A 25214-nucleotide genomic window follows, 5' to 3' on the forward strand; every position below is an offset into this window, starting at 1 on the left:
CAATTATTTTTTCTCAAATAAATGATTAGCAAAATTTTACGATAAAACCACCATATTATTCCGATGGATCATCTCTTCATTATGAATATCCCCTCCTAGCATATCAGCTAATTTGTGCGTAGGCTGTCGTAAAATACGGCGAGCATCTGAAGCATCATAATTAATTAATCCTCTCGCATATTCTTGTCCCTTTTCATCAACACAAGCCACCAAATCACCTCGCATAAAATCCCCTATTACAGCAATCACACCAATAGGTAATAGACTCTTACCAGCAGCAACTATGGCTTCAATCGCTCCTGTATCTAATACGATCTTTCCTTTTACGCGTAAATGATCGGCTAACCACTGTTTACGTGCAGAACGTATATTCTGTTGTGCTTCTAATGCTGTTCCTATTGCTTCACCTGCTGATAAACGGCATAGCACATTAGGCTCTTGTCCCGATACAATAATCGTATGCGCACCTGTACTCGCTGCTCGTTTAGCCGCTAACACCTTGGTAATCATACCCCCTGTTCCAACCGAAGAACCACTTCCCCCTGCCATATCCTCTAATATCGTATCTCCTGCCATTGCATGATGAATAAAGCGAGCATTTGGATTTTTTCGAGGGTCGCTATCATATAAACCAGATTGATCGGTCAAAATAATTAAAGCCTCTGCCTCGATAAGATTAGTCACCACAGCACCCAATGTATCATTATCACCTAGTCGGATTTCATCTGTGACTACCGTATCATTTTCATTCACAATAGGAACAACCCCTAACTCTAATAATGTAAATAAGGTTGATCGGGCATTGATATACCGTAGGCGGTCAGCTAATTCCTCATGTGTTAATAAAATTTGAGCCGATAATAAACCATGTGAAGAAAATGCTTTTTCATACGCCTGCACTAAGCCCATCTGTCCAATAGAGGCAGCGGCTTGTAATTTAGCCACTTCTTTAGGACGTTGCTCCCAGCCCAAACGCGCCATTCCCTCCGCAATTGCTCCACTTGAAACCAAAACAACTTGCTTTCCTAATTGACGTAAATAAGCAATTTGATTCACCCATGATGTTATCGCCTGATGATTAATTCCCTTTCCATAATCCGTGATAAGTGATGAACCGATTTTGATCACAATACGATGAGCAGACTGTACAAGAGAAACATGAGACATAGGCAGACCCCAATGATAAAGATATGCTTTCTATCTTATCAAATCAATCTATTCTTGAGATTATTTAGGTATAAAAAGAGAAATTTTTAATAAGTGAATAAGCAAGAGCCCCCTCAACACTAGTACCTTAATTGATACTAAATCTTTTTTACCTAAATTTAATACACTTATTTTTTTCTTTATTCAATCTCGTCAATATTCTGTCTTGATTGATCAAAACGAGGATCTTCTGGTACATAATCAAGCGCTTTTTCATCTTCTTTCTGGTTCTCTTTGGCTTTTTCTTGATCAAGATAATCTTGTAATGCCCATATAAGGGCTTGCGTACCCTCACCATTCAAAGCGGAAATAGCAAAAACAGGGCCTGTCCATCCAAACTTTTGACAAAACTCCTCTTTTACCTGCTCTGGATGATCAACCATATCTAATTTATTCAGCACTAACCAGCGTGGTTTTTCATATAAATCCTGACTATATTTTTGTAATTCATTCACAATGGCTTTGGCATCTTCGACTGCCTTATCAATCGCTTGAATATCAGGGTCGATACTTGAAACATCAACAAGATGTAATAATACTCTTGTACGTGTCAAATGACGTAAGAACAAATGCCCTAACCCCGCTCCTTCAGAAGCACCCTCAATAAGTCCGGGAATATCCGCTACAACAAAACTACGAGAAGCAGATGTACGAACAACCCCTAAATTGGGGTGTAAGGTTGTAAAGGGGTAATCTGCTACTTTAGGACGTGCATTTGAAATCTTGGTAATGAAAGTAGATTTACCTGCATTCGGCAAACCTAATAAACCAACATCCGCTAAGACTTTTAGCTCTAAACGTAATTTACGTTGTTCACCCTCTTTACCATAGGTAAATTGTCGTGGGGCACGATTCACACTGGATTTAAAATGTAAATTACCTAAACCACCCTGTCCACCAGCAGCTAAGGTGACTTTTTGCCCATGATGATCCAAGTCAAATAATTGCTCTCCCGTTTCATCATCATAGATAACTGTCCCTACAGGCACACGAAGTGTAATATCCTCTGCTGCCGCACCATATTGATCTGAACCTCTGCCATTTTCACCATTTTTAGCACGGTGTAGTCGAGCATAACGAAAATCAATTAAGGTATTAATATTTCGATCGGCTACAGCAAAAATACTACCTCCTCTACCACCATCACCCCCATCAGGCCCACCTTTTGGGATAAACTTTTCACGGCGAAAACTCGCTGAACCATTACCGCCTTTACCCGCAATAACTTCAATTCTGGCTTCATCAACAAATTTCATATCTTAATAATCCGAATTATTTCTTTCTTTGCTATTCTCACTACACGATAGAAACAAAAAAAGATAGGCTTTATGATGGCAAATCACTTATCTAAGACAAGGATTGCAAGGATGATAACTATTATACAAGGGATTCTACAATACAATAAGCGCTTGCATCATACAATAAAAAACGCCGTCCCAAACGAAAACGTCTTGAACGGCGTCTATAACCGATACAGGTTAGACTTATTCAGCAGCAATCACTGAAACTGTTTGCTTATTAAGCGCACCGCGAACAGAGAATTTTACTTCACCGTCCACTAAAGCATATAAGGTATGATCCTTACCGATACCTACATTTGTACCTGGGTGGAAACGAGTACCACGTTGACGTACAATAATAGAACCAGCAGGGATAGATTGACCACCGTATACTTTAACACCTAAGCGTTTTGCTTCTGAATCACGACCGTTGCGGGTTGAACCGCCACCTTTTTTCTGTGCCATGTTTTAACTCCTGCAAATTAAGCTGCGATAGATTCGATAACGATTTGAGTGTAATTTTGGCGATGGCCTTGGCGTTTTTGATAGTGCTTACGGCGACGCATTTTGAAAATTTTCACTTTATCGTGACGACCATGTGCAAGAACCTTTGCTTTTACCACAGCACCAGCAACTAATGGTGTGCCTACTTTTAAAGACTCACCTTCGCCTACTGATAAAACTTGATCTAGCGAGATTTCTTGCCCGATGTCTGCTGGTATCTGTTCTACCTTAAGTTTTTGACCTTGGGCAACGCGATATTGCTTGCCGCCGGTTTTTATGACCGCGTACATATTGGGTTAACCTCAAAAATAAATTAAAGAAAACTAGCCAAAACTTGGCTAGCCCTCTAATTTAACAAAAAAATCTTTTAAAGTCAATTAATTATAGTTAGAATAACAACACTCTATTATTTTATAATCTTTTTACGACTACTTTTCTCTTGATCGTTCAAAAAACATAAGGTATCGCGGTGATTACTATCATATTAAAATCAATATATCCATCAAAAAATATATTTATACCTTAACCTCTCGTGTTGCTTGCATCACTAAATAGTTAGTCTGCCACACAAGGAAATCCTGATAAGCATTTATTTTTTCCTGACTATCTACAGGTACTAAATTATCCTCTCTTTTTAGGTATAAACTATCCCCATCCCATTGATGCATAATAAACGGTTGAACACTTGTATCAACAACACCCTCTTTATCGGCATAACAAGCACCCACACTACTGGCAAACGCAAAAGCCGTCTGCTCTTTACTTCCCAATAAGTTTTGTCCACACGCATGCCAATAAGTAGCCTGCGATAAACTGACGGCATACAGTGTTGGCATAATATCTTTATGAGAACCTATTCTCTCTTTATCAAAATGAATATTCAGTGTTGCCTTTAATGAATCAGGCAGATGTAATAAAAAAGGGACTGCTTTTGATAAAAAGCCCTCTTTAGGATTATCCACAAAAACATTTCTTACATGGTGATCACCTGTTGCAGCAATAATTGTTTTATCCCCTAATACTTGATGCTCACTAATTTTTTGCATAAACTGCCCTAAGGCATTACACGCATATTGATATGTCCCTAACATGGCTGCTCGCTCATGATTATCTTTGCCATAGCGTTGCTGTAAACATTCTGCATTAATCTTTTTCACCGTATAAGAGGCAGGTACAGTGTATGGAGGGTGGTTGGTAATCGATAAAAAGCTAATAAATAAAGGCTCTTGGCTTTCTTGCAATAATTTTTCAATCAGTTTAAACCCATATTCATCGGCAATTCCCCAATAGGAAAGTGTCTCTTTTGCCTCAGGGAATAAGTCCATAATATCATTTTGATCATAAACCCTATCTACCCCTTGAAGCGGTAAATAATTGGATAAATTACGCCACATGATATTACCAGCCGTAATAAAGACCGTTTTATAACCTTTTGCTTTATATACCTTAAATGGTGTTTCTGCTAAGGACTTATCCTGTGCCACTGATTGACTAATATTCTGTACATGACTATGAAAAAAAATATTGGCCAAACTAGGGGCTGTGCCATTATATTCCGCACAAAATCGTTTAAATAAAAAACTTTTTTCTGTGAAAGGACGTAAACTTCCTAGTAAATCATTATGTATAGGATCATCATATACCCATATATTCGATCCCATACTTTCCATTAAGGCAAATACCACATGAGGACGATTTTCAGCGAGATATTCATTTTGCTCTGTTTGTGCATAAAAACGTTTATCTACCCCCATTTTGGCTAATAATACCATTCCCTCTTCTTCTGTTACCTCTTTGAATGAAATATCGAGCTTTCTTGCCATAAAAGCCCAGCCCATTGCCGTTAGCCCATTGGGAACCATTTTATTAATAACACCTACCGAACACACTTGTGCATGCCCTATACCTAAAGGACGAGAACGTAAAGTCCCCCTTGCTAAGAGTATCCAAAGCATAAAGGCTGCTAATCCCACTAATACTTGCAACCAACTATTCTCAATCGCAAATATTTGATAATACACACTGTTATAAAGAAAAATAGCAGGTAATAAGGCACTTATCACTATCCCTATTAATAAACGAATCACAGGGTAATCATCTATAATATTTTTTATCACTGCCTTGGTATCATCCTCTACCAAACCAAACATAAAAATATCATAGTGATTTTGGTAGGTTTTAAAATAATAATAGTTAGTAACAACCACACCATTAACCAGCAAACAGAGTAAAAACACAATAATTGCCAAACCTAAGGCAATAGTAGAAAGATATTGCTCAATCCACTGCCCTCCCATCATCGATAGACATACGGTAACTAAAAATAAGGGTAATCCAATTAAGATAGAGAGTATTTTTAAATCAAATCGCATTCCTAAGAGATACATTCGCTTCATGGCTACTGACTGCTCAGTAACAATTTCATGCGGAACAAAAGTCTTAACCATCGCATAACGATTAAGACTTAAAAGAATACCCTGATAAATAAAAATGCCTATGATAGGAATCAATAACATCATATACATGAAAAAAACCTTATTTATAATGAATAAGATAAATAATTTTATTTAAACAATTTACGTTATTATCACAATAAATCAATACACTTATTACGCTTTCATCATGACATTATGGCAAATACCACCCCTTTCCTATAGATAAGGGTATCTGCACAAAATCACTTTTACGCGTATTATGATTATTTATCCACCTCAATATAACAACTTAAATATAAAGTATTTAATTTTAACTGAGGCTTATTGTACCCTACTCAAATAAAAAGGGCATTGTTTAACAATGCCCCTCTCTCTTATTTCAATCGTTTTAATTGATTTAAATCACGCACAGCCCCTTTATCTGCTGATGTTGCCATAGCTGCATATGCTTGTAAAGCAACAGAGACATGACGTTCTCGGTTTTCAGGTTTCCATGCCCGATCACCTTTAGCTTCCATCTTAGCACGGCGAGCGGCTAACTCTTCATCAGAAATCGCAAGATGAATAATACGGTTAGGAATATCAATCTGTATTTCATCACCATCTTCCACCAATGCGATATTTCCTCCCTCTGCGGCTTCTGGTGATGCATGACCAATCACTAACCCCGAAGAACCACCAGAAAAACGGCCATCTGTTAAAAGCGCCGCTTTTGCACCTAATCCTTTTGATTTTAGATAAGAAGTCGGATAAAGCATCTCTTGCATACCGGGACCGCCTTTAGGGCCTTCATAGCGGATAATAACAACATCTCCCTCTTTTACTTTATCGCCTAAGATACCTGCTGTTGCCTCTTCTTGGCTCTCAAATACGACTGCTTTACCGGTAAATTTTAGGATACTTTCATCAACACCTGCCGTTTTAACAATACAGCCATTCTCCGCCACATTACCATATAACACGGCTAACCCACCATCTTGAGAATATGCATGTGCTTTATCACGGATACAACCATTTTGGCGATCTACGTCTAAGGTTTTATAAAAGCGATTCTGGCTAAAGGCGGTTTGTGTTGGAATACCACCGGGTGAGGCTCGATAAAACTGAAGTATTTCATCAGATGGTTGATCCCCTTTAACATCCCAGTGTTCAATCGCATTCCCCAATGTACCACTATGGATATTATTAACATTTGTATGAATTAAACCTGCACGATTTAATTCTGCAAGAATACCAAGAATACCACCTGCCCGGTGAACATCTTCAATATGATATTGATTAGTTGCTGGTGCGACTTTACATAAGCAAGGAACACGACGAGAAATCGCATCAATATCTTTCATTGTAAAATCCACACCCGCCTCTTGTGCTGCTGCTAATAAGTGTAGAACCGTATTGGTTGATCCCCCCATAGCGACATCAAGCACCATCGCATTTTCAAACGCTGATTTTGTCGCTATTGAACGAGGAAGAACACTCGCATCATCTTGCTCATAATATCGTTTAGTAATATCAACAATCAGACGACCTGCCTGCTCAAACAATCCCTTACGACTTGCATGAGTCGCTACAACTGTACCATTACCTGGCAGAGATAAACCTAATGCTTCCGTTAGGCAATTCATAGAATTAGCTGTAAACATACCTGAACAAGAACCACAGGTTGGACAAGCACTGCGTTCTACAGTATCTGTTTCTTCATCAGTCACATTAGGATCGGCTGCCATAATCATGGCATCAACAAGGTCTAACTTAATCACATGTTCCGAATCTGGTGCTTGTACTTTACCTGCTTCCATAGGACCACCCGATACAAAAATAGTAGGAATATTGAGACGGAACGCCGCCATCAACATACCGGGGGTAATTTTGTCACAGTTAGAAATACAGACCATAGCATCAGCACAGTGCGCATTTACCATATACTCTACTGAGTCAGCAATAAGATCGCGTGAAGGTAAAGAATAAAGCATACCACTATGCCCCATCGCAATACCATCATCAATAGCAATGGTATTAAATTCTTTGGCTAAACCACCTGCTTGTTCAATTTGACGAGCAACTAATTGCCCCATATCTTTTAAATGAACATGACCCGGCACAAATTGCGTAAAAGAATTTACTACCGCAATAATGGGTTTTCCAAAATCATCATCTTTTACACCAGTGGCTCGCCATAAAGCACGAGCACCAGCCATATTACGACCATGTGTAGAGGTTTTTGAACGATAAGCAGGCATACAAATGACTTCCCTAAGAACAGATAAGTAAAATTAGTTTTTATCTAAAATAATAAACTTCTTTATTCAGATATAAAGAGTGTTTTTGATTGTACCATAGCAAAAATACTTTGTAATCTTACTCATTTTTATAAAGATCAGCCTACTTATTCCTCCTCTCTATATTAAGGGCTATTTTTAATAAGTATTTTTACCATTACTTTTTATCACTATCGTATCTATACAAATGAAATTTGAATATCTTCATTGAGTACATTAAAATTGAGGAATTGGTAATTAACTCTCTTTTATAGGTCTATCCTCTATGGCGATTCCACGCATTTCTACCTCATTAACCCAAGGCTTAGCCATTCAAATGCACCCTAAAATGCTTTTAGCCATTTTATTACCTTTTCTTATTGCTATCTTTAGCATGATTATTTTATGGTCTTTTGCATGGACACCATTAAGTGATTGGTTATTAGCACAATTAAGTGGTTGGCGTTGGTTTGAGCAACTACAAAATGGTGGGGGTGATAGTTTTTTATTTATGCTTACTTCTAGTGTAAATAGCCTACTTTCTTTTATTAGTTTATCTGCTATAGGTGTGGTGATTGGTTTAGCGGCAGCAGCAATTATTGTGACACCGATTGCCGTGAAATATATTAGTAAAGCCTATTTTCCTCATCTCGCTAAAAAGGGGCAAAATGCCAATACTGTTAGTATTGCGAATGCCGTTAAAGTTTCTCTTATTTTTGTTTTTGGGTGGTTAATTACACTTCCTCTTTGGTTTTTCCCCTTAATGCCTATTGTTTTACCCCTTTTCTGGGCTGCCTATGCCTTTTCCCACATGTCACAAGTTGATGCCATTGTAGAACATGCTACAGCACAAGAACGTCAATATATTCTGACACATTATAAGAAAGAATTTTGGGGAATAGGCTTTATTTGTGCTTTATTAACCCTAATCCCCTTTATGGGATTTGTTGTGCCTGTTTTTTCAATTATTCTTTGCACACACTTTGGCTTATCTGCACTGGAACATTATCGTGAGACGGTTATACAGTCTATCCCTCCAGCACAGTAATACAGATGTAAGGCGGTTTTCTGATGAAATCGCCTTAATACTTTTCTTCTATCGATATATATATAAGTTCTACCATAACGGTATAGTATCAAAAAATCATTTGTTTTAAAAAAGAATAAAATTACATTACTTTTTTGCTTATATAGTCATACTCATTCAAACTATTCACTGCTTTCCTTATTTGCCTGAATAATTTTTTCTATCCATTTAACCATCGTTTCAGATTCCCATTTTTCAATAGAGGCAGGAGAATAAAGATAATCTAAAGTCTTATCCTTACACCAAGTAGAAAATACCCTACCGTTTAAAATAAGCTTAGCATTAACCAAAGAAGCCACCCCTTCCATGGCAAGACTTCCAGAGCTTACCTTATAAACAATGTAGTCTTCACCCTCTGCAAAGACATGGGATGCTGTTTGGTGTATGTTTTCTTTTTGTTGTCTAATAAATGCATCACCTATGTCTTTTCTTATTTCTTTCTCTTTTTGAGGCTTTGATTTCACCAACGGTTCAAACATCTTATGAAGCAAGTTAGAATATAAAGATACATCAGCTATATAACAGGCTTTTGCTATTCCCTTTTGCATCAACGTATCAGAACAACGCTTCCCTATATATCGTCCTGCCGGAACCCTACTACAATTTTTAACCCAATAAGGCTCTGGAGGAGGAAATATATAAGCTGCTAATAAAATACGCTGCTCCACTCCTACAGCTAATTGCTTATCTATCTCTATTTTAACCTGTGCTGAATCTACTTTAGAAAAATCAACTTTGTAAGCACCATCAGGATTGGGTAGAATAAACGTATCACTTTCTACCGTTATAATTTGATTTTGTTTTGTTTCTTCTTCCGTCTGAGAACTATATTTCAATAAAGAGGTCGTTTTATATTTCTCATAATTATATTCTTCATCTTTCCTCTCTTGGTTATCTTCAAAAGCCACAAGGCAAAACAAAGATAAAACAAGAGCAATCAATGTAAATTTTTTCATGTAGATCACAATTTAAAAAAGAAAAATAAGCAAAACCACATAGCGGTAGTAAAAAACGGAAACTTCCGTTTCTTAATACCACTTTAAAGGATTTCTATTTACAGCAAGCATATTCTTTTAAATCGCCTCAATACGTTGTCGATACAAACGCAATAACACTAACCCCGGTATAGCAATAAAGACCGTTAATAAAAAGAAATTTGCCCACCCCATCGTATTCACAATAGGTGGGGTTAAAGGACCAGCCAAAAACACACGCCCAACGGTTGATAATGCTGATAATAAGGCAAACTGTGTAGCAGTATATTTAATATTACATAGTCCCATAATCAAGGCAACAAAAGCAGCCGTACCCATACCGCCACAAAGATTTTCAAAACCAATGGCAAATGCCATAACAGGAAGATTTTGAGGAATTACCGCTACTAACCAATAAGCCAGGTTTGATAATGCCTGTAAAATACCAAATAGCATTAACGCACGATACAGACCTAATTTAGAAAGAATAGCCCCACCAAATAAAGCACCTACAATGGTTGCAATAACAGCCAAAATTTTATTAACCCAACCTACAGTTTCCGCTGAAAAACCTGCGCCTCGAATTAAAAAGGTTGTTGACAACGCACTTGCAAAAGCATCCCCTAATTTATACAGAATAATTAATAATAAAATTGCCCATGCCTCTGGTCGAGAGAAAAACTCTTTAAAAGGAACAATAAACGCTTCTTCTAATGTTCGTGGCGCTTGATTATATTTAGTATCAGGCGATAGCATGCTCACAAAGGCAAACACAAACATAAAACACCCCATCAGCATATACATACCGCCCCAACCTAGCCAACGTTCAGCGATAACCATGGCTAGACCGCCAGAGACAATCATACCAATACGATAGCCCAATGTTCTAATAGCTGCTCCCGATGCTCGTTCTTCTTTATCAAGGACTTCTGTACTATAGGCATCAAAAGCAATATCTTGTGTGGCTGATAAAAAAGCAACAATAGTGGCTAATAAGGCTAACCAAATTAAATTTTGTTGAGGATTTAATAACCCCATACCTATCAGCACGATCCCCAATAGAATCTGTGTTAGGATCATCCACCCCTTACGTCGCCCAAATAGAGGAGGGACATAACGGTCAATAAAAGGTGCCCATAAAAACTTAAAGGTATAAGCCATTCCAACTAAGGTTAAAAAGCCAATCTGTTTAAGGGAGACCTCTGAAACCGTTGCCCATGCCTGGAGTGTACCGCCTGTTAGTGCTAACGGCAATCCACTGGCAATACCTAATAACAAAAGGGATCCCATAGTGGGACTAAAATATTGTTTAAAAGACATATTTATAATTCTCTATAAAGTTATTATAAAAATCACCAACAATCCAAACTGCCGATAGATGGGATACTTCATCATGTACTACGATTGAAAATGGTATAAAGCTAAGGTACTGCGCCACCCCGGTAATATACTGATTTCTTTACCTTCATTGAAAGTGCTTCGCTCTAATACTTTAAGCCCTAGCTTTTGTGCTAAAGACTCAAAATCTTTTAAGGTACAAAGGTGAATATTCGGCGTGTTATACCATTCATAAGGCATTTGTCCTGTAACGGGCATTGTTCCCTTAAAGATAGACCACCAATGCGTCCAATGTCCAAAGTTAGGGAAAGAAACTACACCACGCTTTGCTACACGCGCCATTTCTTTTAGGATATGTTCCGTATTTAACATCGCTTGTAATGTTTGTGAAAGCACCACTACATCAAACTGTTGGTCATCAAAAAGGGCTAAACCATCTTCAAGGTTTTGTTGGATAACATTTACCCCTTTAGTAATACAAGCAATCACTCGCTCATTATCAATTTCTACACCAATACCATCGACTTGTTTTTCTTCTTTAAGATGTTTTAAGAGCGTACCCATACCACAGCCCAAGTCTAGTACACGAGAGCCTGACTCTATCCATGAAGCAATACGCTGTAGGTCAGGGCGCATCACTGAGTTATGTAAATTCACCTTAAACTCCTTGTGTTAATTGGGTAGCAATACGTTCAAAATAAGCACGAACCACTCGATGATAGGTTGGATCATCTAATAAGAACGCATCATGTCCATGAGGGGCATCAATTTCAGCATAAATCACGTCTCGCTTATTTTTTAATAAGGCTTTTACTAACTCACGCGAACGTTCAGGCGGAAAACGCCAGTCTGTCGTAAATGATACTATCAGAAATTTGGCTTGTACCCCTGCTAAGGCTTGATGTAAATTACCATTACCATATTGACGTGCAGGATCAAAATAATCTAAGGCTTTTGTAATCGATAAATAGGTATTCGCATCAAAATACTTAGAAAACTTTTCCCCTTGGTAACGAAGATAAGATTCTACCTCAAACTCAATATCATAACCGTATTGATATTGTCCATTTTCGGCTTTATTGCGACGATCTCGACCAAATTTTTCTGCCATATCATCATCAGAAAGATAAGTAATATGCCCAATCATTCGTGCAACAGATAAACCTCTTTTCGGTACTGTTTGATAATCATAATAATGCCCTTGATAAAATTCAGGATCTGTAATAATCGCTCGTCTCGCTACCTCATTAAAAGCAATATTCTGTGCGGATAACCCTGGCGTACTAGCAATGACAATACAATGTCCTAAACGATCTGGATATTGTATCGCCCAGCTTAATGCTTGCATACCCCCTAATGATCCTCCCATTACGGCAGCAAAACGTTTAATCCCAAAATAATCCGCTACCCGAAGCTGTGCATTTACCCAATCTTCAACCGCCATCACGGGAAAATCAGATCCCCACGGCTTACCCGTTTTGGCATTAATACTTGCAGGCCCTGTTGAACCAAAACAAGAGCCAAGGTTATTAATACCAATCACAAAAAACTTATTCGTATCTAGCGGTTTTCCTGGACCAACCATATTATCCCACCAACCGATTTCTTGTGTATCAGGATTTATTCCTGCCACATGATGAGAGGCATTTAAAGCATGGCAAATCAATACGGCATTACTTGCTTGCGCATTTAATATGCCATATGTTTCAACCGCTAGCTGATAATTCTCAACAACTTGCCCGCTTGATAAAACCAAAGGTTCTTTGAAATCAAGCATAACTGGGCGTACATAACCAACAGAATTCTGCGACATAGTAATCATCAAAAGTATTTTTAATATTATATGATTCTACCATTATGTAACCATATTTTCTAAGGTTTTACATTACTTATTTCTGAATCTCATTTAAAATAGAAGAAAATTTTGGATAGTGCTTTTTGGACTTGACGAATAAGCCTTAAAAACGACAAAATTTCTTATAAGAGAAATTAATATTTACGTTTAAACTATTCATAACGTTATTTAAGGCTTCTTTAAAAGGAAAACACGAACATATTTTCGTCTTATCCTCTTGGCAAACAGGGCTTTTTTATAGCCCTATTAATTATTATTCTATTTAGGGTGAATCGTGCTGACTACTACAAACCTTCAACAATACCTTCCCTTGCTTTCTCAACTTCAGCGAGGGATTGAAAGAGAAACCATACGTCTTGATAATACAGGATATTTTTCTCAGACACCACATCCTATTGTACTAGGGTCAGCACTTACACACCCTTATATCACCACAGATTACTCTGAATCACTACTCGAAATCATCACAGATCCACAACCATCTGTAGAGGCATTACGACAACAATTACTTGAAGTACATACATTTGTACAACAAAATATCCCCGATCAAATTTTATGGGGACAATCTATGCCATGCGAGTTACCCAAAGAAGAAGATATTCCCATTGCTCAGTATGGTTCTTCTAATTCGGGTAAATTACGCCATGTCTATCGTCAAGGCCTAGCAGTTCGTTATGGTAAAAAAATGCAATGTATTGCAGGACTTCACTATAACTTTTCAGTACCAGATGCCTTATGGGATATACTGCCCTTATCAGGAGGGACACATCAAGATCGCCAGAATAATGGCTATATGGGGCTTATTCGTAACTTTAGACGCTATGCTTGGTTATTAATGTATCTCTTTGGTGCATCACCTGCTATCAATGGTTCATTCTTAGACGAACAGCAAAAATCTTTTCTCAAACCTTTATTTGAAGGACAAGACCATACCTATTATCTTCCATGGGCAACCAGTTTGCGCATGAGTGATTTAGGCTATAAAAATGATACTCAAGCACAATTAAAATCGTGCTTTAATGATATTCATGGTTTTGCCAAACTAATTGTTGATGCCGTTACCACTTCTTGGCCAGCTTACGAAAAAATAGGGACACAAAAAAATGGGCAATGGATTCAACTGAATACCAATATACTTCAAATAGAAAATGAATTCTATAGCACTATCCGTCCTAAAAGAACACATGGACGAGGAGAACGTCCTGTCACAGCACTCATCAAGCATGGTATTCAATATATTGAGGTTCGTTGTATTGATATTAACCCCTTTGATCCACTGGGAATTGATGCAGATACCTGCTATTTCCTTGATACCTTCTTAGTTTTTTGTGCTATTAAAGAAAGCCCTCTTTTTGGTGGCTCTGGTGATTGCACTGAAAGTAACCTTAATTTTAATACTGTTGTCAATATGGGACGAAAACCTAATTTACAACTTAGCGATCACGGAAAAGCCGTATTACTGAAAGATTGGGGGATTTCGTTATGTGAACAATTAGCACCAGTAGCAGAATCGTTAGATACCGCTTATCAAACACACCATTATACACAAGCACTTGCTCGCCAAAAAGCTAAGTTACTAGATGCTTCCCTTTGCCCTTCTCATCAAGTGCTATCTCTGTTGCAGCAGTCTAATACTAGCTTTAATGAAACCTTCTTAAAAGTAAGTCAACAGGCCTCTCATTATTTAGCCTCTGTTGATTTATCTGATACCGTTCGCCAACATCTTACACAAACTGTTCAAGATAGTTTAATCAAACAAAAAGAAATTGAAGCTAGCGATAATATTAGCTTTGAAGCATATCTTCAGCAGTTCATTGATGCTTTACAGTTAAATTAAATCTTAATAGTAAATTTTTAATTACCATTAAAATTTATTCAGAAACCTCTATATACCTATAGAGGTTTTTAATTTCTCTATATTATTAGCTATTAACTTTTTCTGACCCCCAATCCCCTAGCAGAAAACAAATAATATAAACAAATATAAAAAGGGCAGTACATAACCACCCTTTTTACTCATTACAACATCTACCCGTTTTATTCTTCTGCTGGTTCAGCAAATTGACCACCAGAAGCATTAACCATATACACCACGGCACGTTTCACTTCTAAATCACTCAATGAAGCATCACCACCTTTAGCTGGCATACCATTTAAACCCAAAATAGCATGTTTATAAACGGTTTCTTCGCCCTGTGCAATACGAGGAGCCCATGTTGCATCATCTCCCTTTTTAGGCGCACCCGCTAAACCTGCATCATGACAGGACATACAAAGTTTTTTATAAACTTGTTCACCCGTAAGAGGACCAGTTGCCTCATCTTGCTTAGCCACAATACGAGGAGCACCAATATTGTATTGAGCAACAGGAGCAATACGATTCTCAATGGCTTCTTGTGTTAATAAAGCAGGATCTGCCTCTGGTGAGCTAAAAGATTTGACCAAGGCAACAATCACAATAATTGGTACTAGTAATGCCAAAGCAAGTTTAATAAGTGTTGGGCCTGATTTATTCGTATTTGTGCTCATAAGTTATCCTAAATATAAAAGTAAATGACAAATAACTGAGCAATTATAACTTTACTCTAGGCTATTCTGCAAAATACCTGAATTTTTTGCTATTATTATTTACCTTTTAGTGGTTTTAATAAGACGTTTTCCTATTTTTGTCATACAATAGCGAGCAATACTCTCCGTAGTTCAATGGATAGAATAAGAGTTTCCGAAGCTCTTGATACAGGTTCGATTCCTGTCGGAGAGGCCATTATACAGAGATTAATAAATATAAAAAACACCTCTATTCACTTACTGTCAATAGAGGTGTTTAATCTAATCAACACTATTATTTATTGCTTAGGCTGATTTTTCCAATATTTTGGTGAACGAGGGCCATAAAGAATACCATCTGTCACACTAGCCGATAAGAGACGATTACTTGTAACACCTGCTATATCATAGCCTTTATCTGCCACAGATTCTACAATTTGCTGAATAACCGCAGTGAGTAACATACCGATAATATTACCACTACTATTATTGTTACCCTCATTAGAAGAAGCTCTTGCTGAACCTGTCCATAAAGTAGCACCTGTACGTGCATCTACGAGTCTAGCATTAGCAGCTACATCAGTACCACTTTGTACAACACGATAACTTGTACCATACTCTGTTACTGTAATATAGAGTACAGCATCTGTACCAAACACCTCTTGTAGCTTATCAAGTGGAATGGCATGAATATCGTTAGGAACATCTAAACCATTATGACGAAAAGCTTGTTTAACCACTTCAACCGGGAACACATAATAGCCTGATTCTGCCAATGGATATACCGTATTCGTCAGTACACTATTTGATGCAGCAACATCTGGCGACTCATTAATAGGCGGTAATACTAAAATAGAAGCAGGATTACTCGTTTGAAAAGCAGTGTAATCATAAGCCTGTCTATTTGATGCGCAGGCTGTTAATAATAAAAGACCCGCTAAGGCTATCCAAAAACGTTTTTTCATTTTTTAGCCCCTCCCTTTTTCTTGGTTTTTGCTGATACTTTTTTAGCAACAGGTTTATCTTCTGTCGGTGTATCCATTTTGGCTTTATCTTTAAGCAAGAAACTCATAAATTGAGCAGACTCCGGGAAAAGCTCTTGCTCTTTTAAAAATGCACTTCTCGCCAACTCTTGTTTCCCTATTTCAGAATACAAAAGACCTAATTGCGCATAAGCACCAGGAGCAACATTTTTACCCCCTGATGTCGTTTGTTCAATATATTTTTCTAAACGACCAATCTGTTCATCAGGAGAGAGTTCACTTTGCATTCCTTTATACATATCGCTTGGATAAGTTCCCCAAGAATACAAGTTTTCAGGGCCACTTGCGCAAGCGGCTAAAGATAAAATAAGGGGGAGTAACCATAATTTTTTCATTTATTATCCCCAGTCTTAGCGTACAGGATTCCACGCACCACTTTCGATACCATTAACTAATTTATCAACAGCTTCACGAATCGCCAAATCAAGTACCTTACCACTTAATGTTGCATCATAACCTGATGTACCACCAAAACCCACTACTTCACGGTTAGATAATTGATATTCACCTGCACCTTGTGAAGAGTACACAACTTCAGAAGATGTAACGTCCACCACATTGAGACTCACTTTAGCATAAGCCACCTGTGTTTTACCACGACCTAAAAGACCAAATAACTGACGATCACCTACTTCTTTACGACCAAATTCAGTCACATCACCCGTAATCACATAGTTAGCACCTTTGAGTTTTTGCCCCTTACCACGGATACCCGCTTCTGTTTTGATTTCATCCATATTGGTACGATCAAGTACATTAAAACGACCTGTTTGTTGTAAGTGAGTGACTAAAATAGTTTTAGCTTGGTTGCCAACTTGATTATTACCATTTGAGAAAATACCTTGTTGATAACCTGAGCGATTATCAAATTTACCCACGGCAATGGGGCTACGAACACCATGATATTGACTCGCTGTTGCAGCACTTGCTACTTGCTGTGTTTCAACAGATTTAAAGCTTTCTGTTGCACAACCTGCTAATACAACAACAAGACCACCTAAAGCGAATTTTGATAATTTTTTCATTTTCATTGCCTCTATTAAAAGAATAAATACTCATCAAATATTACCATAATTTTCAATAAATTATAAATATTTACTATATAATTACTATTCTTATTTAAAATAAATAAGAGTGAAATAACAGTAAGTAGTTACACTAAAAAGCTATTCCATCCGCTCCCTCTATAAAAAATAAGAATAGTTATACGATTAACCCTAAATAATAAGGAAATAACGATCATTAATCACCATATTATTTATAATAAAAATAGCTTAATGGATATTGATAATTTATGTTTACTTATAATGCAGATGCAAATAATATCCATACAAGTTAATAAAAATTACTCTTTTTCTTGTAAAATTTCGTTAATAAAAAAATAAGCACTAATCTGATAGCATACTCCCCATTTATAATACGACAATCCTTTATCATCATAGATTATTTTTATCCGCTTTCCTATGTCTCAACATCAATCCCCCACAACCACCCATGAAAATGGCTCTTGGTTTGTGATTGCTATCTTTGCCTTTGCTGCCTTTATTTTTAATACCACTGAATTTGTCCCCATTGGTTTGTTACCCAATATCGCCCAATCACTTGAGATTCCTGAGTCACAAACTGGTTTATTAATGACAATTTATGCTTGGTCTGTTACCCTGCTATCCATCCCTTTAACACTAGCGACAGCCCGTATCGAACGCAGAAAATTACTCGCTATTCTCTTTGCTGTTTTCTTACTTGCCCATATCGTATCAGCATTCGCATGGGATTACTATAGTTTAATGGCAAGTCGCTTATTAATTGCTTGCACACATGCTATTTTCTGGGCAATTACCATTCCTCTTGCTACACGCCTAGCACCACAAGGTAATCGCATCAAAGCACTCGCTTTTATGGTAACAGGCTCTTCTCTAGCCACTGTACTTGGTGTTCCCCTTGGTACTGCCATTGGTCAGCATATTGGTTGGCGTACTACCTTTGGACTTATTGCGGTTATTGCTGGGATTATTATGATATTACTCATCAAAGAATTACCTCAATTACCCAGTAAAAACGCAGGTTCTTTAAAATCATTACCCTCATTGATGAAAAGACCTACCTTAGTCTATGCTTTCCTACTCACTGCACTAACGATTACAGGCTACTTTACTGTCTATACCTATATCACTCCTTATTTACGAGAGGTAGGTGGTTTTGATGAAACATTTGTTATTTGGGTACTCTTTACCATTGGTGGTGCAGGGATTATTGGCGGATATTTATTTACGCGACTGAATCGTCTCTTACCCCTCAATACCTATTCTATTAGTGCCATTATTTTAATATTTTGCTTAATCTTTTTAAAATTCAGCTATCAGCATAAAGTGATTGTATTAGCACTTGCCCTTTTCTGGGGGATTGCCATTACCTTAATTGCTATGAGTTTACAAACAAAAGTCCTTGAAGCTGCCAGTGATGCTGCTGATATTTCTGTTGCTATTTTCTCTGCTACTTTTAATATTGGTATTGGTAGTGGTGCGCTCATAGGAAGTATGGTACTGGATCATTTGGGTGTTAAGCATATTACCCATATTGGTTCAGCTTTTATCTGGGTGGCATTATTGATTTTCTTAGTTTTAGCACGGAGAGTATGGATAGTGAAGGAAGAGCCTACCTCACAGCCTAAAAGATAAGGATAAAAATATAAGGTGGGTTTTGCTAGCCCACCTGTATAGCTTACTATTTCCAAATATAAAAAAGGCTATATTTAATTTATCAATATAGCCTTTTATAAATACCGTTAAGAAAAAATATACTTAATGATAAACACTATCCCTTTTTATTTTTACGGGTTTCGCCACGGATAATTTGCTCTACTTTATCTTTAGACTTTTCATCTAAAATTCGAGCAATCACCGCTTTTTCCTTACCATGCATATTAGGTACTCTCACTTGGATACCATTACCGGGAGCAACATCAATCGGATTACCATCTAATTCAATGGCTTCTACTAACATCAATTGATTACCATCAGGGTGCACTACCTCAAGCGTATCACCTACCGCAAAACGATTTTTTACTTCAATCGTTGCCCAGCCCTCTTCATCTACAGATAGCACAATACCGGCATATTGTGTTTTCTTAGAAATAGAGTAGTTATGGAGATAATTTTGATATTCTTGTGTTTGATGGCGCTCTAAGAACCCTGGTGTATAACCACGATTAGCCAAGCCCTCTAAATCCGCTAATAATTCAGGATTAAATGGACGACCAGCAACCGCATCATCAATCGCTCGGCGATAAGCCTGAGCTACACGCGCCACATAATAAATAGATTTAGTACGTCCCTCTACTTTTAGCGAGTCCACCCCAATTTTAATTAAACGTTCTACCTGCTCAATTGCCCGTAAATCTTTAGAGTTCATGATATATGTACCATGCTCATCTTCCATAATAGGCATAAATTGCCCTGGACGATTACTCTCTTCTAATAGATAAACCTTATCTGCGAGTGGATGACGAGGAGCACCCCCACAAGCTGCAAAATTAGCATTTGCTTCTTCTTGCAATTGGTTAAAATCAAATCCTTGCAACAGCTGTGCATCACCAGCATCACTTTCTTTCGTTTCATGCACTTTATAGTCCCAACGACAAGAATTCGTACAGGTTCCTTGGTTAGGGTCACGCTGGTTAAAATAGCCTGACAATAAACAACGACCAGAATAGGCAATACATAATGCCCCATGCACAAAAACTTCTAATTCAATATCAGGACATTCTTGACGAATTTCTTCAATCTCATCCAATGATAATTCACGAGACAGAATAATACGCTCTACCCCAGCTTTTTGCCAGAATTGTACACCCCAATAATTTGTTGTATTCGCTTGAACCGAAAGATGAATAACCGCTTCAGGCCAACGCTCTTTGGTTTTCATAATCAAGCCCGGATCTGCCATAATCAGCGCATCTGGCTTCATTTCCATAATAGGAACAAGATCATCCAAATAAGTTTTTAGCTTAGAGTTATGAGGAATCACATTACTCGCCACAAAAAACTTTTTACCACGAGCATGTGCTTCGTCAATCGCTTGTTTCATTTTTTCAAAACGCACAAACTCATTGTTACGAGCACGCAAAGAATAACGAGGCTGACCAGCATAAACAGCATCCGCCCCAAAGTCAAAAGCCGCACGCATACGGTCTAAACCGCCAGCCGGCAAGAGTAGTTCAGGAGATTTCATAGATAAATTTATTTCATATAAGCAAGTCAATCAAACCATTTTGATTGATGCCATGATTTTAACACTACTTTTTAATCAATGAATTTTTAAGGATATATTTTATGATTAAAGTAAAGCCATATCACAAAGAAATGATTACCTTCAATCTCTACTCTAGTGGTAAAAAGTAGAGATTGAAATAGCGTATTAGAAACAATAGCAGTTTTACTTTTTGAGGGTACCTAAAAGCTCACCCATTTTGACGGGTTCACCTGCTTTTAAGTTTAGGTTTAAATTAATACTCTCTTTAGGGAAAAGATTAATAACGGTAGAACCCAACTGGAAAGCCCCCATTTCTTGCCCTTTTTTAAGACTGACGGATCCATAACCAGATTCAGGATATTCCCATACTTTAACCTCATCATAGCGTGGTGGATTAATCACGCCAGCCCAAACTGTACTGATACTGGCAGTTACTGTAGCACCTACTAGAATTTGTACCATAGAACCAAAGGTAGTATCAAAGACACAAATCACCCGTTCATTACGTGCAAATAAATCAGGAATATGGCGTGCTAAAAATGGATTAACTGAAAAAAGCTCACCCGGGACATAAACCATCTTGCGTAAAGTAGCATCACAAGGCATATGCACTCTGTGATAGTCTCTTGGAGAAAGATAGGTCGTTATAAACTGCCCATCTACAAATTGCTGAGCAAGTTCATCATCACCGGCAAGTAAAGCACTTAACGTAAAATGGTGCCCCTTTGCTTGTAATAATTGTTGTGTTTTAATTGATCCACACTCACTGATACGACCATCTGCTGGCAAGCATAAATCAGAAGAATCCTCTACAATAGGACGAGCATCTTCTTTGAGCTGACGGATAAAAAAAGCATTAAAGCTCGCATAATCCTCTGGTTTTTCTTTTAATGCTTCCTTAAAATCTACTTGGTAAGCCTTAGCAAAAAGTTTGATAACCGTATGCGTCACAATACCCCATTCTTTCTGAGCAAACCAGCCTGCCAATCGAGTAATACATTGTTGCGGTAACATATAATGAAACGCTATTTTTAAACGTTCACGATAAGTGGGTGATGGATACGGTTTAAGAGAAGACATTTTTTATCCTTAACTATAAATCCAATAATAAATATATAAAACCAAGGTTTCCATTATAAAGATAATTCCCCTACATTACAAAGTGCTATTTAAAAATTTAGCCTATTTTTTTGATAGAAGAAAAAACTAAAAGGGATAAAACCATCAAAAATAGCCCTTTTAGTTGAATGAAATCAAACAGCCGCTATCGTTAATGCTAAAGGAGAAAGTCCCTCAATTTCACCCAGTAAAGTATCACCTGCTTGAATAGCACCAACACCCTCTGGTGTCCCCGTCATGATTAAATCACCCGCCTGTAGATGATAAAAACGAGAAATATACGCTAGTAATTCTGCAACCGACCAAATCATATTAGCCGTATTACCAGACTGGCGGATTTGTCCATTAATAGAAAGCGTAATCTGTGCTTTATCCATTGATTGCTTAACTTTTTCTTTAGGTGAAATAACTCCTATGACAGCAGCATTTTCAAAATCTTTCGCATCATCCCAAGGCCATGATTTTTCTTTATCTTTGGCTTGTAAATCACGGCGAGTTAAATCAAAACCAACCGCATAACCATAAATAGCCTCTAGTACCTGTTTCTCAGTTGCTTGGAAAAGCGGTTTATCTAATGCCACCACTAGCTCTATTTCATGATGAAAATTATTAGTTTCTGGTGGAAAAGGAATTGTTTGCTGATGACCAATTACATGATGAGCCGATTTAAGAAAATAAAAGGGGTCTTGTTTTGATTTATCTACACTAGCACCCATCTCTGCTGCATGTGCCGCATAATTACGTCCAATACAAAAAACACGATAAACAGGAAATTGTGCTGTTTCATCTAAAATAGGAAGTGTCGTTACTGGGGGAGCAGAAAATAAAAGTTGCGTCATAAGAATACCTCTTATAAAAAGAAAGGAAACCCACCATTATCAATCGTCTTTATTAATAACGTACGATAGGGATTTATAGCATCATATCAGAATTATTTCCGCCCTATTACATTCTTATACTTATGTCTCGTTTTCCCCTAATACAGATAAATAGCTCAGTTATACTTTATTTCTTTATTTAAGGTTTTCTTATTATCATTTATAGTAGTCATACATTTTTTATCGCTATTTCTCTCGTCTAAAACCTTAAATATTCATCCCTCATGACTAAGAAACTTTTAACTTATATAGTATTTTCTATATTTGCTTGATTAATTAAGCACGGTAGATTGGATTTACCTTAGGAAATGGGTTAATTAATACTTAACGTTACTATCTATCAACAAGCAACAGCCCTATTTATTTCATCAGTCAAGAATAACTAATGCATGAATAATATATCTTCTCATTAGACATATAAACCAATTATATAAATTGGTTTATATCTTTATTATCTAATTTACCCCTTCCCATTGTGGAGATTCAATATGAATATCAAACAAAGCCAACATTCTCGCTACCGTATGATCAATCATATCGTCTAATGTTTTAGGGTGATGATAAAAAGCAGGCAGAGGGGGGAAAATAATGCCACCCATCTCTGTTACTGCTGTCATATTACGTAAATGCGCCAAATTAAAGGGAGTTTCTCGTATCGCTAAAACTAAACGGCGACGTTCTTTCAGATGAACATCAGCTACCCGTGTAATCAAATTATCTGAAAACCCATGTGCACAGGCGGCTAATGTTCTCATTGAACAGGGGAGTACAATCATACCAACAGTATTAAAAGCCCCACTTGCTAATGTTGCACCAATATCTCGAAAACTATGAACAACATCTGCTAAGGCATTAACTTGCTCTCGCGTCATCCCTAATTCATATTTAATATTGAGTAAACCGGGAGGAGAAACAATGAGATGTGATTCCACATCAGGTACTGCCTTTAGTTTTTCTAGCATACGAATAGCATAAATAGCACCCGTTGCCCCCGTAATACCAATGACTAATCTTTTAGTCATTAAATGCGCCCACAGCTTCTAATGCTGTTTTTAACTCACCACTTGCTGCCATTTCAGCCATAATATCCGCACCGCCGAGGAACTCACCGTTAATATAAAGTTGTGGAATAGTTGGCCAATTAGAGAATTGTTTAATACCATCACGCACTTCTGCGTCTTCAAGTACATTAACAGTAACTAATTTTTTGACTCCTAATTCACGTAAAATTTGAACAGCACGTCCTGAAAAACCACATTGTGGAAATTGAGCAGATCCTTTCATAAATAAAACAACAGGATGCTCTGTAATAGTTTGACGGATAAAATCTTGAACTTCGCTCATAATAGAACCTTTGATGAAAGATAAATAAAAGAATTATTTTAACTGTTTTAGATAATTTCTACCCAAAAACATAGTATATTCTAAGGTTATTCATCATAATTTATTTATAAATTATATTTTATGAGGATAAGGGTAAGTGATTTCTTTTCCTAGTATCTTAAAAAAGAGAGGCTAGCACCTTATTTTTTTAAAATAAACTATACAAGGAATACACCACCACTCACTCGTTCAATACCTGATAAATCTTTTATACTTGAAATATTTGAAAATCCAGCTTCATATAAAATTTTTCTTATACTTTCTGCCTGATCCCAGCCATGTTCAACATATAAAGCACCATTTTCTTTTAAATATAAAGGGGCTTGTTGAATAATAGTACGGTAGCATGATAGACCATCTGAAAAATCAGTTAAAGCAGATAAGGGCTCAAATCGTAAATCCCCTTGAGATAAATGGATATCATCTGGATGAATATAAGGTGGATTAGAAACAATCAGATGAAATGATTGCTTAGGAATCTGCGAAAACCAATCACTTTGTATAAACTGAACTGACTGATTTAACTGTAACGCATTTTGTTTTGCCACAGATAAGGCTGCCTCACTTACATCACTTGCGACAACCGAGGCTGTGGGACAATGATAGGCAATTGAAAGCGCAATTGCTCCACTACCCGTCCCCATATCCAACACACTTGCCGTAGGATATTTTTCCAAAAATGCTAATGCGGTTTCAACCAGAATTTCTGTATCAGGACGAGGAATCAGTACCGAAGGATTAACGGAAAAATTCAATCCCATAAACTCTCGTTTACCCACAATATACGCCATTGGCTCACCTTGTAAACGGCGTTGTACAAGTATTTGTAATAAAGCCCAATCCTTATCTGCTATTCTATCGGTATCATGAGCAACCATCCATGCCCTTGTTACCCCTAGCACTTTTTCAACTAACATCTTTGCTTCTAAAAGAGGTAAACCTGATTGAGCAAAAAAAGTACGTAATGTTTGAGGTTGAATAGTCGTCATAGAGGGCAAAACAGGTATAAAAAAATATATGAAACCTAAATAATATATTGGATAATAAGCTATCATT

At 37.2% G+C, this 25214-nt stretch carries 23 protein-coding genes and 1 tRNA gene; 4 read left to right on the forward strand and 20 right to left on the reverse strand.

Annotation, left to right across the window (positions count from 1 at the left end):
• Nucleotides 1-36 precede the first annotated feature (36 nt).
• From proB to ilvD, 6 genes are all read right to left on the reverse strand, one after another.
• Nucleotides 37-1167 carry a glutamate 5-kinase gene (proB, locus tag F9B76_RS05980; protein ID WP_159991292.1) on the reverse strand — a complete coding sequence of 377 codons (1131 nt, stop codon included), beginning with the start codon at nt 1165-1167 and terminating at the stop codon, nt 37-39.
• 179 nt (nt 1168-1346) lie between these two features.
• Nucleotides 1347-2462, reverse strand: a complete 1116-nt coding sequence (gene obgE, locus F9B76_RS05985) for a GTPase ObgE (protein WP_159991293.1) — start codon at nt 2460-2462, stop codon at nt 1347-1349.
• 228 nt (nt 2463-2690) lie between these two features.
• Nucleotides 2691-2951, reverse strand: coding sequence for a 50S ribosomal protein L27 (rpmA, locus tag F9B76_RS05990; RefSeq protein WP_159991294.1), 261 nt, complete (start codon nt 2949-2951; stop codon nt 2691-2693).
• Between the two features lie 17 nt (nt 2952-2968).
• Complete coding sequence (gene rplU / locus F9B76_RS05995) at nt 2969-3280, reverse strand: 50S ribosomal protein L21 (RefSeq protein ID WP_023950718.1); 312 nt, start codon at nt 3278-3280, stop codon at nt 2969-2971.
• Nucleotides 3281-3505: 225 nt separating this feature from the next.
• A complete protein-coding gene (locus F9B76_RS06000) occupies nt 3506-5509 on the reverse strand; it encodes an LTA synthase family protein (protein ID WP_159991295.1) in 2004 nt (667 codons plus the stop codon).
• 290 nt (nt 5510-5799) lie between these two features.
• Complete coding sequence (gene ilvD / locus F9B76_RS06005) at nt 5800-7665, reverse strand: dihydroxy-acid dehydratase (protein WP_159991296.1); 1866 nt, start codon at nt 7663-7665, stop codon at nt 5800-5802.
• Nucleotides 7666-7969: 304 nt separating this feature from the next.
• On the opposite strand from ilvD, the gene F9B76_RS06010 reads away from it, so the two are divergent.
• Nucleotides 7970-8731, forward strand: a complete 762-nt coding sequence (locus F9B76_RS06010) for an EI24 domain-containing protein (protein WP_159991297.1) — start codon at nt 7970-7972, stop codon at nt 8729-8731.
• A gap of 161 nt (nt 8732-8892) precedes the next feature.
• On the opposite strand, the gene F9B76_RS06015 is transcribed toward F9B76_RS06010, so the two are convergent.
• The 4 genes from F9B76_RS06015 to metX form a co-directional block, all read right to left on the reverse strand.
• On the reverse strand, nt 8893-9726 hold the full coding sequence (locus F9B76_RS06015; protein WP_159991298.1) for a hypothetical protein: 834 nt from the start codon (nt 9724-9726) through the stop codon (nt 8893-8895).
• Between the two features lie 117 nt (nt 9727-9843).
• The gene (locus F9B76_RS06020) at nt 9844-11064 is read right to left on the reverse strand and encodes an AmpG family muropeptide MFS transporter (protein ID WP_243140616.1); all 1221 of its coding nucleotides are present in this window, start codon (nt 11062-11064) and stop codon (nt 9844-9846) included.
• A 78-nt stretch (nt 11065-11142) separates the two neighbouring features.
• Nucleotides 11143-11718, reverse strand: coding sequence for a methionine biosynthesis protein MetW (gene metW, locus F9B76_RS06025; protein ID WP_159992132.1), 576 nt, complete (start codon nt 11716-11718; stop codon nt 11143-11145).
• Between the two features lie 22 nt (nt 11719-11740).
• Entirely contained in the window at nt 11741-12895 is a 1155-nt protein-coding gene (gene metX / locus F9B76_RS06030) for a homoserine O-succinyltransferase MetX (RefSeq protein ID WP_423805505.1), read from the reverse strand.
• A 316-nt stretch (nt 12896-13211) separates the two neighbouring features.
• Between metX and gshA the strand changes: the two genes are divergently transcribed.
• Nucleotides 13212-14774 (forward strand): glutamate--cysteine ligase, encoded by a 1563-nt coding sequence (gene gshA, locus F9B76_RS06035; RefSeq protein ID WP_159991300.1) that lies wholly within the window; start codon nt 13212-13214, stop codon nt 14772-14774.
• A gap of 200 nt (nt 14775-14974) precedes the next feature.
• Here the strand turns inward: gshA and F9B76_RS06040 are convergent, their stop codons facing one another.
• Nucleotides 14975-15466, reverse strand: coding sequence for a c-type cytochrome (locus tag F9B76_RS06040; protein WP_159991301.1), 492 nt, complete (start codon nt 15464-15466; stop codon nt 14975-14977).
• A 160-nt stretch (nt 15467-15626) separates the two neighbouring features.
• On the opposite strand from F9B76_RS06040, the gene F9B76_RS06045 reads away from it, so the two are divergent.
• Nucleotides 15627-15701, forward strand: a tRNA-Arg gene (locus F9B76_RS06045).
• Between the two features lie 82 nt (nt 15702-15783).
• On the opposite strand, the gene F9B76_RS06050 is transcribed toward F9B76_RS06045, so the two are convergent.
• The 3 genes from F9B76_RS06050 to F9B76_RS06060 are packed head-to-tail and all read right to left on the reverse strand — an operon-like array spanning nt 15784 to nt 17552.
• Nucleotides 15784-16449, reverse strand: coding sequence for a DUF799 domain-containing protein (locus F9B76_RS06050; RefSeq protein ID WP_159991302.1), 666 nt, complete (start codon nt 16447-16449; stop codon nt 15784-15786).
• On the reverse strand, nt 16446-16862 hold the full coding sequence (locus F9B76_RS06055; RefSeq protein ID WP_159991303.1) for a DUF4810 domain-containing protein: 417 nt from the start codon (nt 16860-16862) through the stop codon (nt 16446-16448). The genes F9B76_RS06050 and F9B76_RS06055 overlap by 4 nt, the downstream gene beginning before the upstream one ends.
• Before the next feature lie 15 nt (nt 16863-16877).
• Nucleotides 16878-17552: a CsgG/HfaB family protein gene (locus F9B76_RS06060; protein WP_159991304.1), complete on the reverse strand. Its 675-nt coding sequence runs from the start codon at nt 17550-17552 to the stop codon at nt 16878-16880.
• A gap of 438 nt (nt 17553-17990) precedes the next feature.
• Between F9B76_RS06060 and F9B76_RS06065 the strand changes: the two genes are divergently transcribed.
• Nucleotides 17991-19205: a sugar transporter gene (locus tag F9B76_RS06065; RefSeq protein WP_159991305.1), complete on the forward strand. Its 1215-nt coding sequence runs from the start codon at nt 17991-17993 to the stop codon at nt 19203-19205.
• A 136-nt stretch (nt 19206-19341) separates the two neighbouring features.
• Here the strand turns inward: F9B76_RS06065 and trhP are convergent, their stop codons facing one another.
• The 6 genes from trhP to prmC form a co-directional block, all read right to left on the reverse strand.
• Nucleotides 19342-20757: a prephenate-dependent tRNA uridine(34) hydroxylase TrhP gene (gene trhP / locus F9B76_RS06070; protein ID WP_159991306.1), complete on the reverse strand. Its 1416-nt coding sequence runs from the start codon at nt 20755-20757 to the stop codon at nt 19342-19344.
• 204 nt (nt 20758-20961) lie between these two features.
• A complete protein-coding gene (gene asd, locus F9B76_RS06075) occupies nt 20962-21858 on the reverse strand; it encodes an archaetidylserine decarboxylase (RefSeq protein WP_159991307.1) in 897 nt (298 codons plus the stop codon).
• A 173-nt stretch (nt 21859-22031) separates the two neighbouring features.
• Nucleotides 22032-22736 carry a fumarylacetoacetate hydrolase family protein gene (locus tag F9B76_RS06080; RefSeq protein WP_159991308.1) on the reverse strand — a complete coding sequence of 235 codons (705 nt, stop codon included), beginning with the start codon at nt 22734-22736 and terminating at the stop codon, nt 22032-22034.
• A 494-nt stretch (nt 22737-23230) separates the two neighbouring features.
• A complete protein-coding gene (locus F9B76_RS06085) occupies nt 23231-23797 on the reverse strand; it encodes a UbiX family flavin prenyltransferase (protein ID WP_159991309.1) in 567 nt (188 codons plus the stop codon).
• Entirely contained in the window at nt 23790-24119 is a 330-nt protein-coding gene (gene grxD / locus F9B76_RS06090; protein ID WP_159991310.1) for a Grx4 family monothiol glutaredoxin, read from the reverse strand. The genes F9B76_RS06085 and grxD overlap by 8 nt, the downstream gene beginning before the upstream one ends.
• Nucleotides 24120-24316: 197 nt before the next feature.
• Nucleotides 24317-25147 (reverse strand): peptide chain release factor N(5)-glutamine methyltransferase, encoded by an 831-nt coding sequence (prmC, locus tag F9B76_RS06095; RefSeq protein ID WP_159991311.1) that lies wholly within the window; start codon nt 25145-25147, stop codon nt 24317-24319.
• Nucleotides 25148-25214: the final 67 nt, after the last annotated feature.

The organism is Pelistega ratti, assembly GCF_009833965.1.
In the GTDB taxonomy this organism is placed as follows: Bacteria; Pseudomonadota; Gammaproteobacteria; order Burkholderiales; family Burkholderiaceae_B; genus Taylorella; species Taylorella ratti.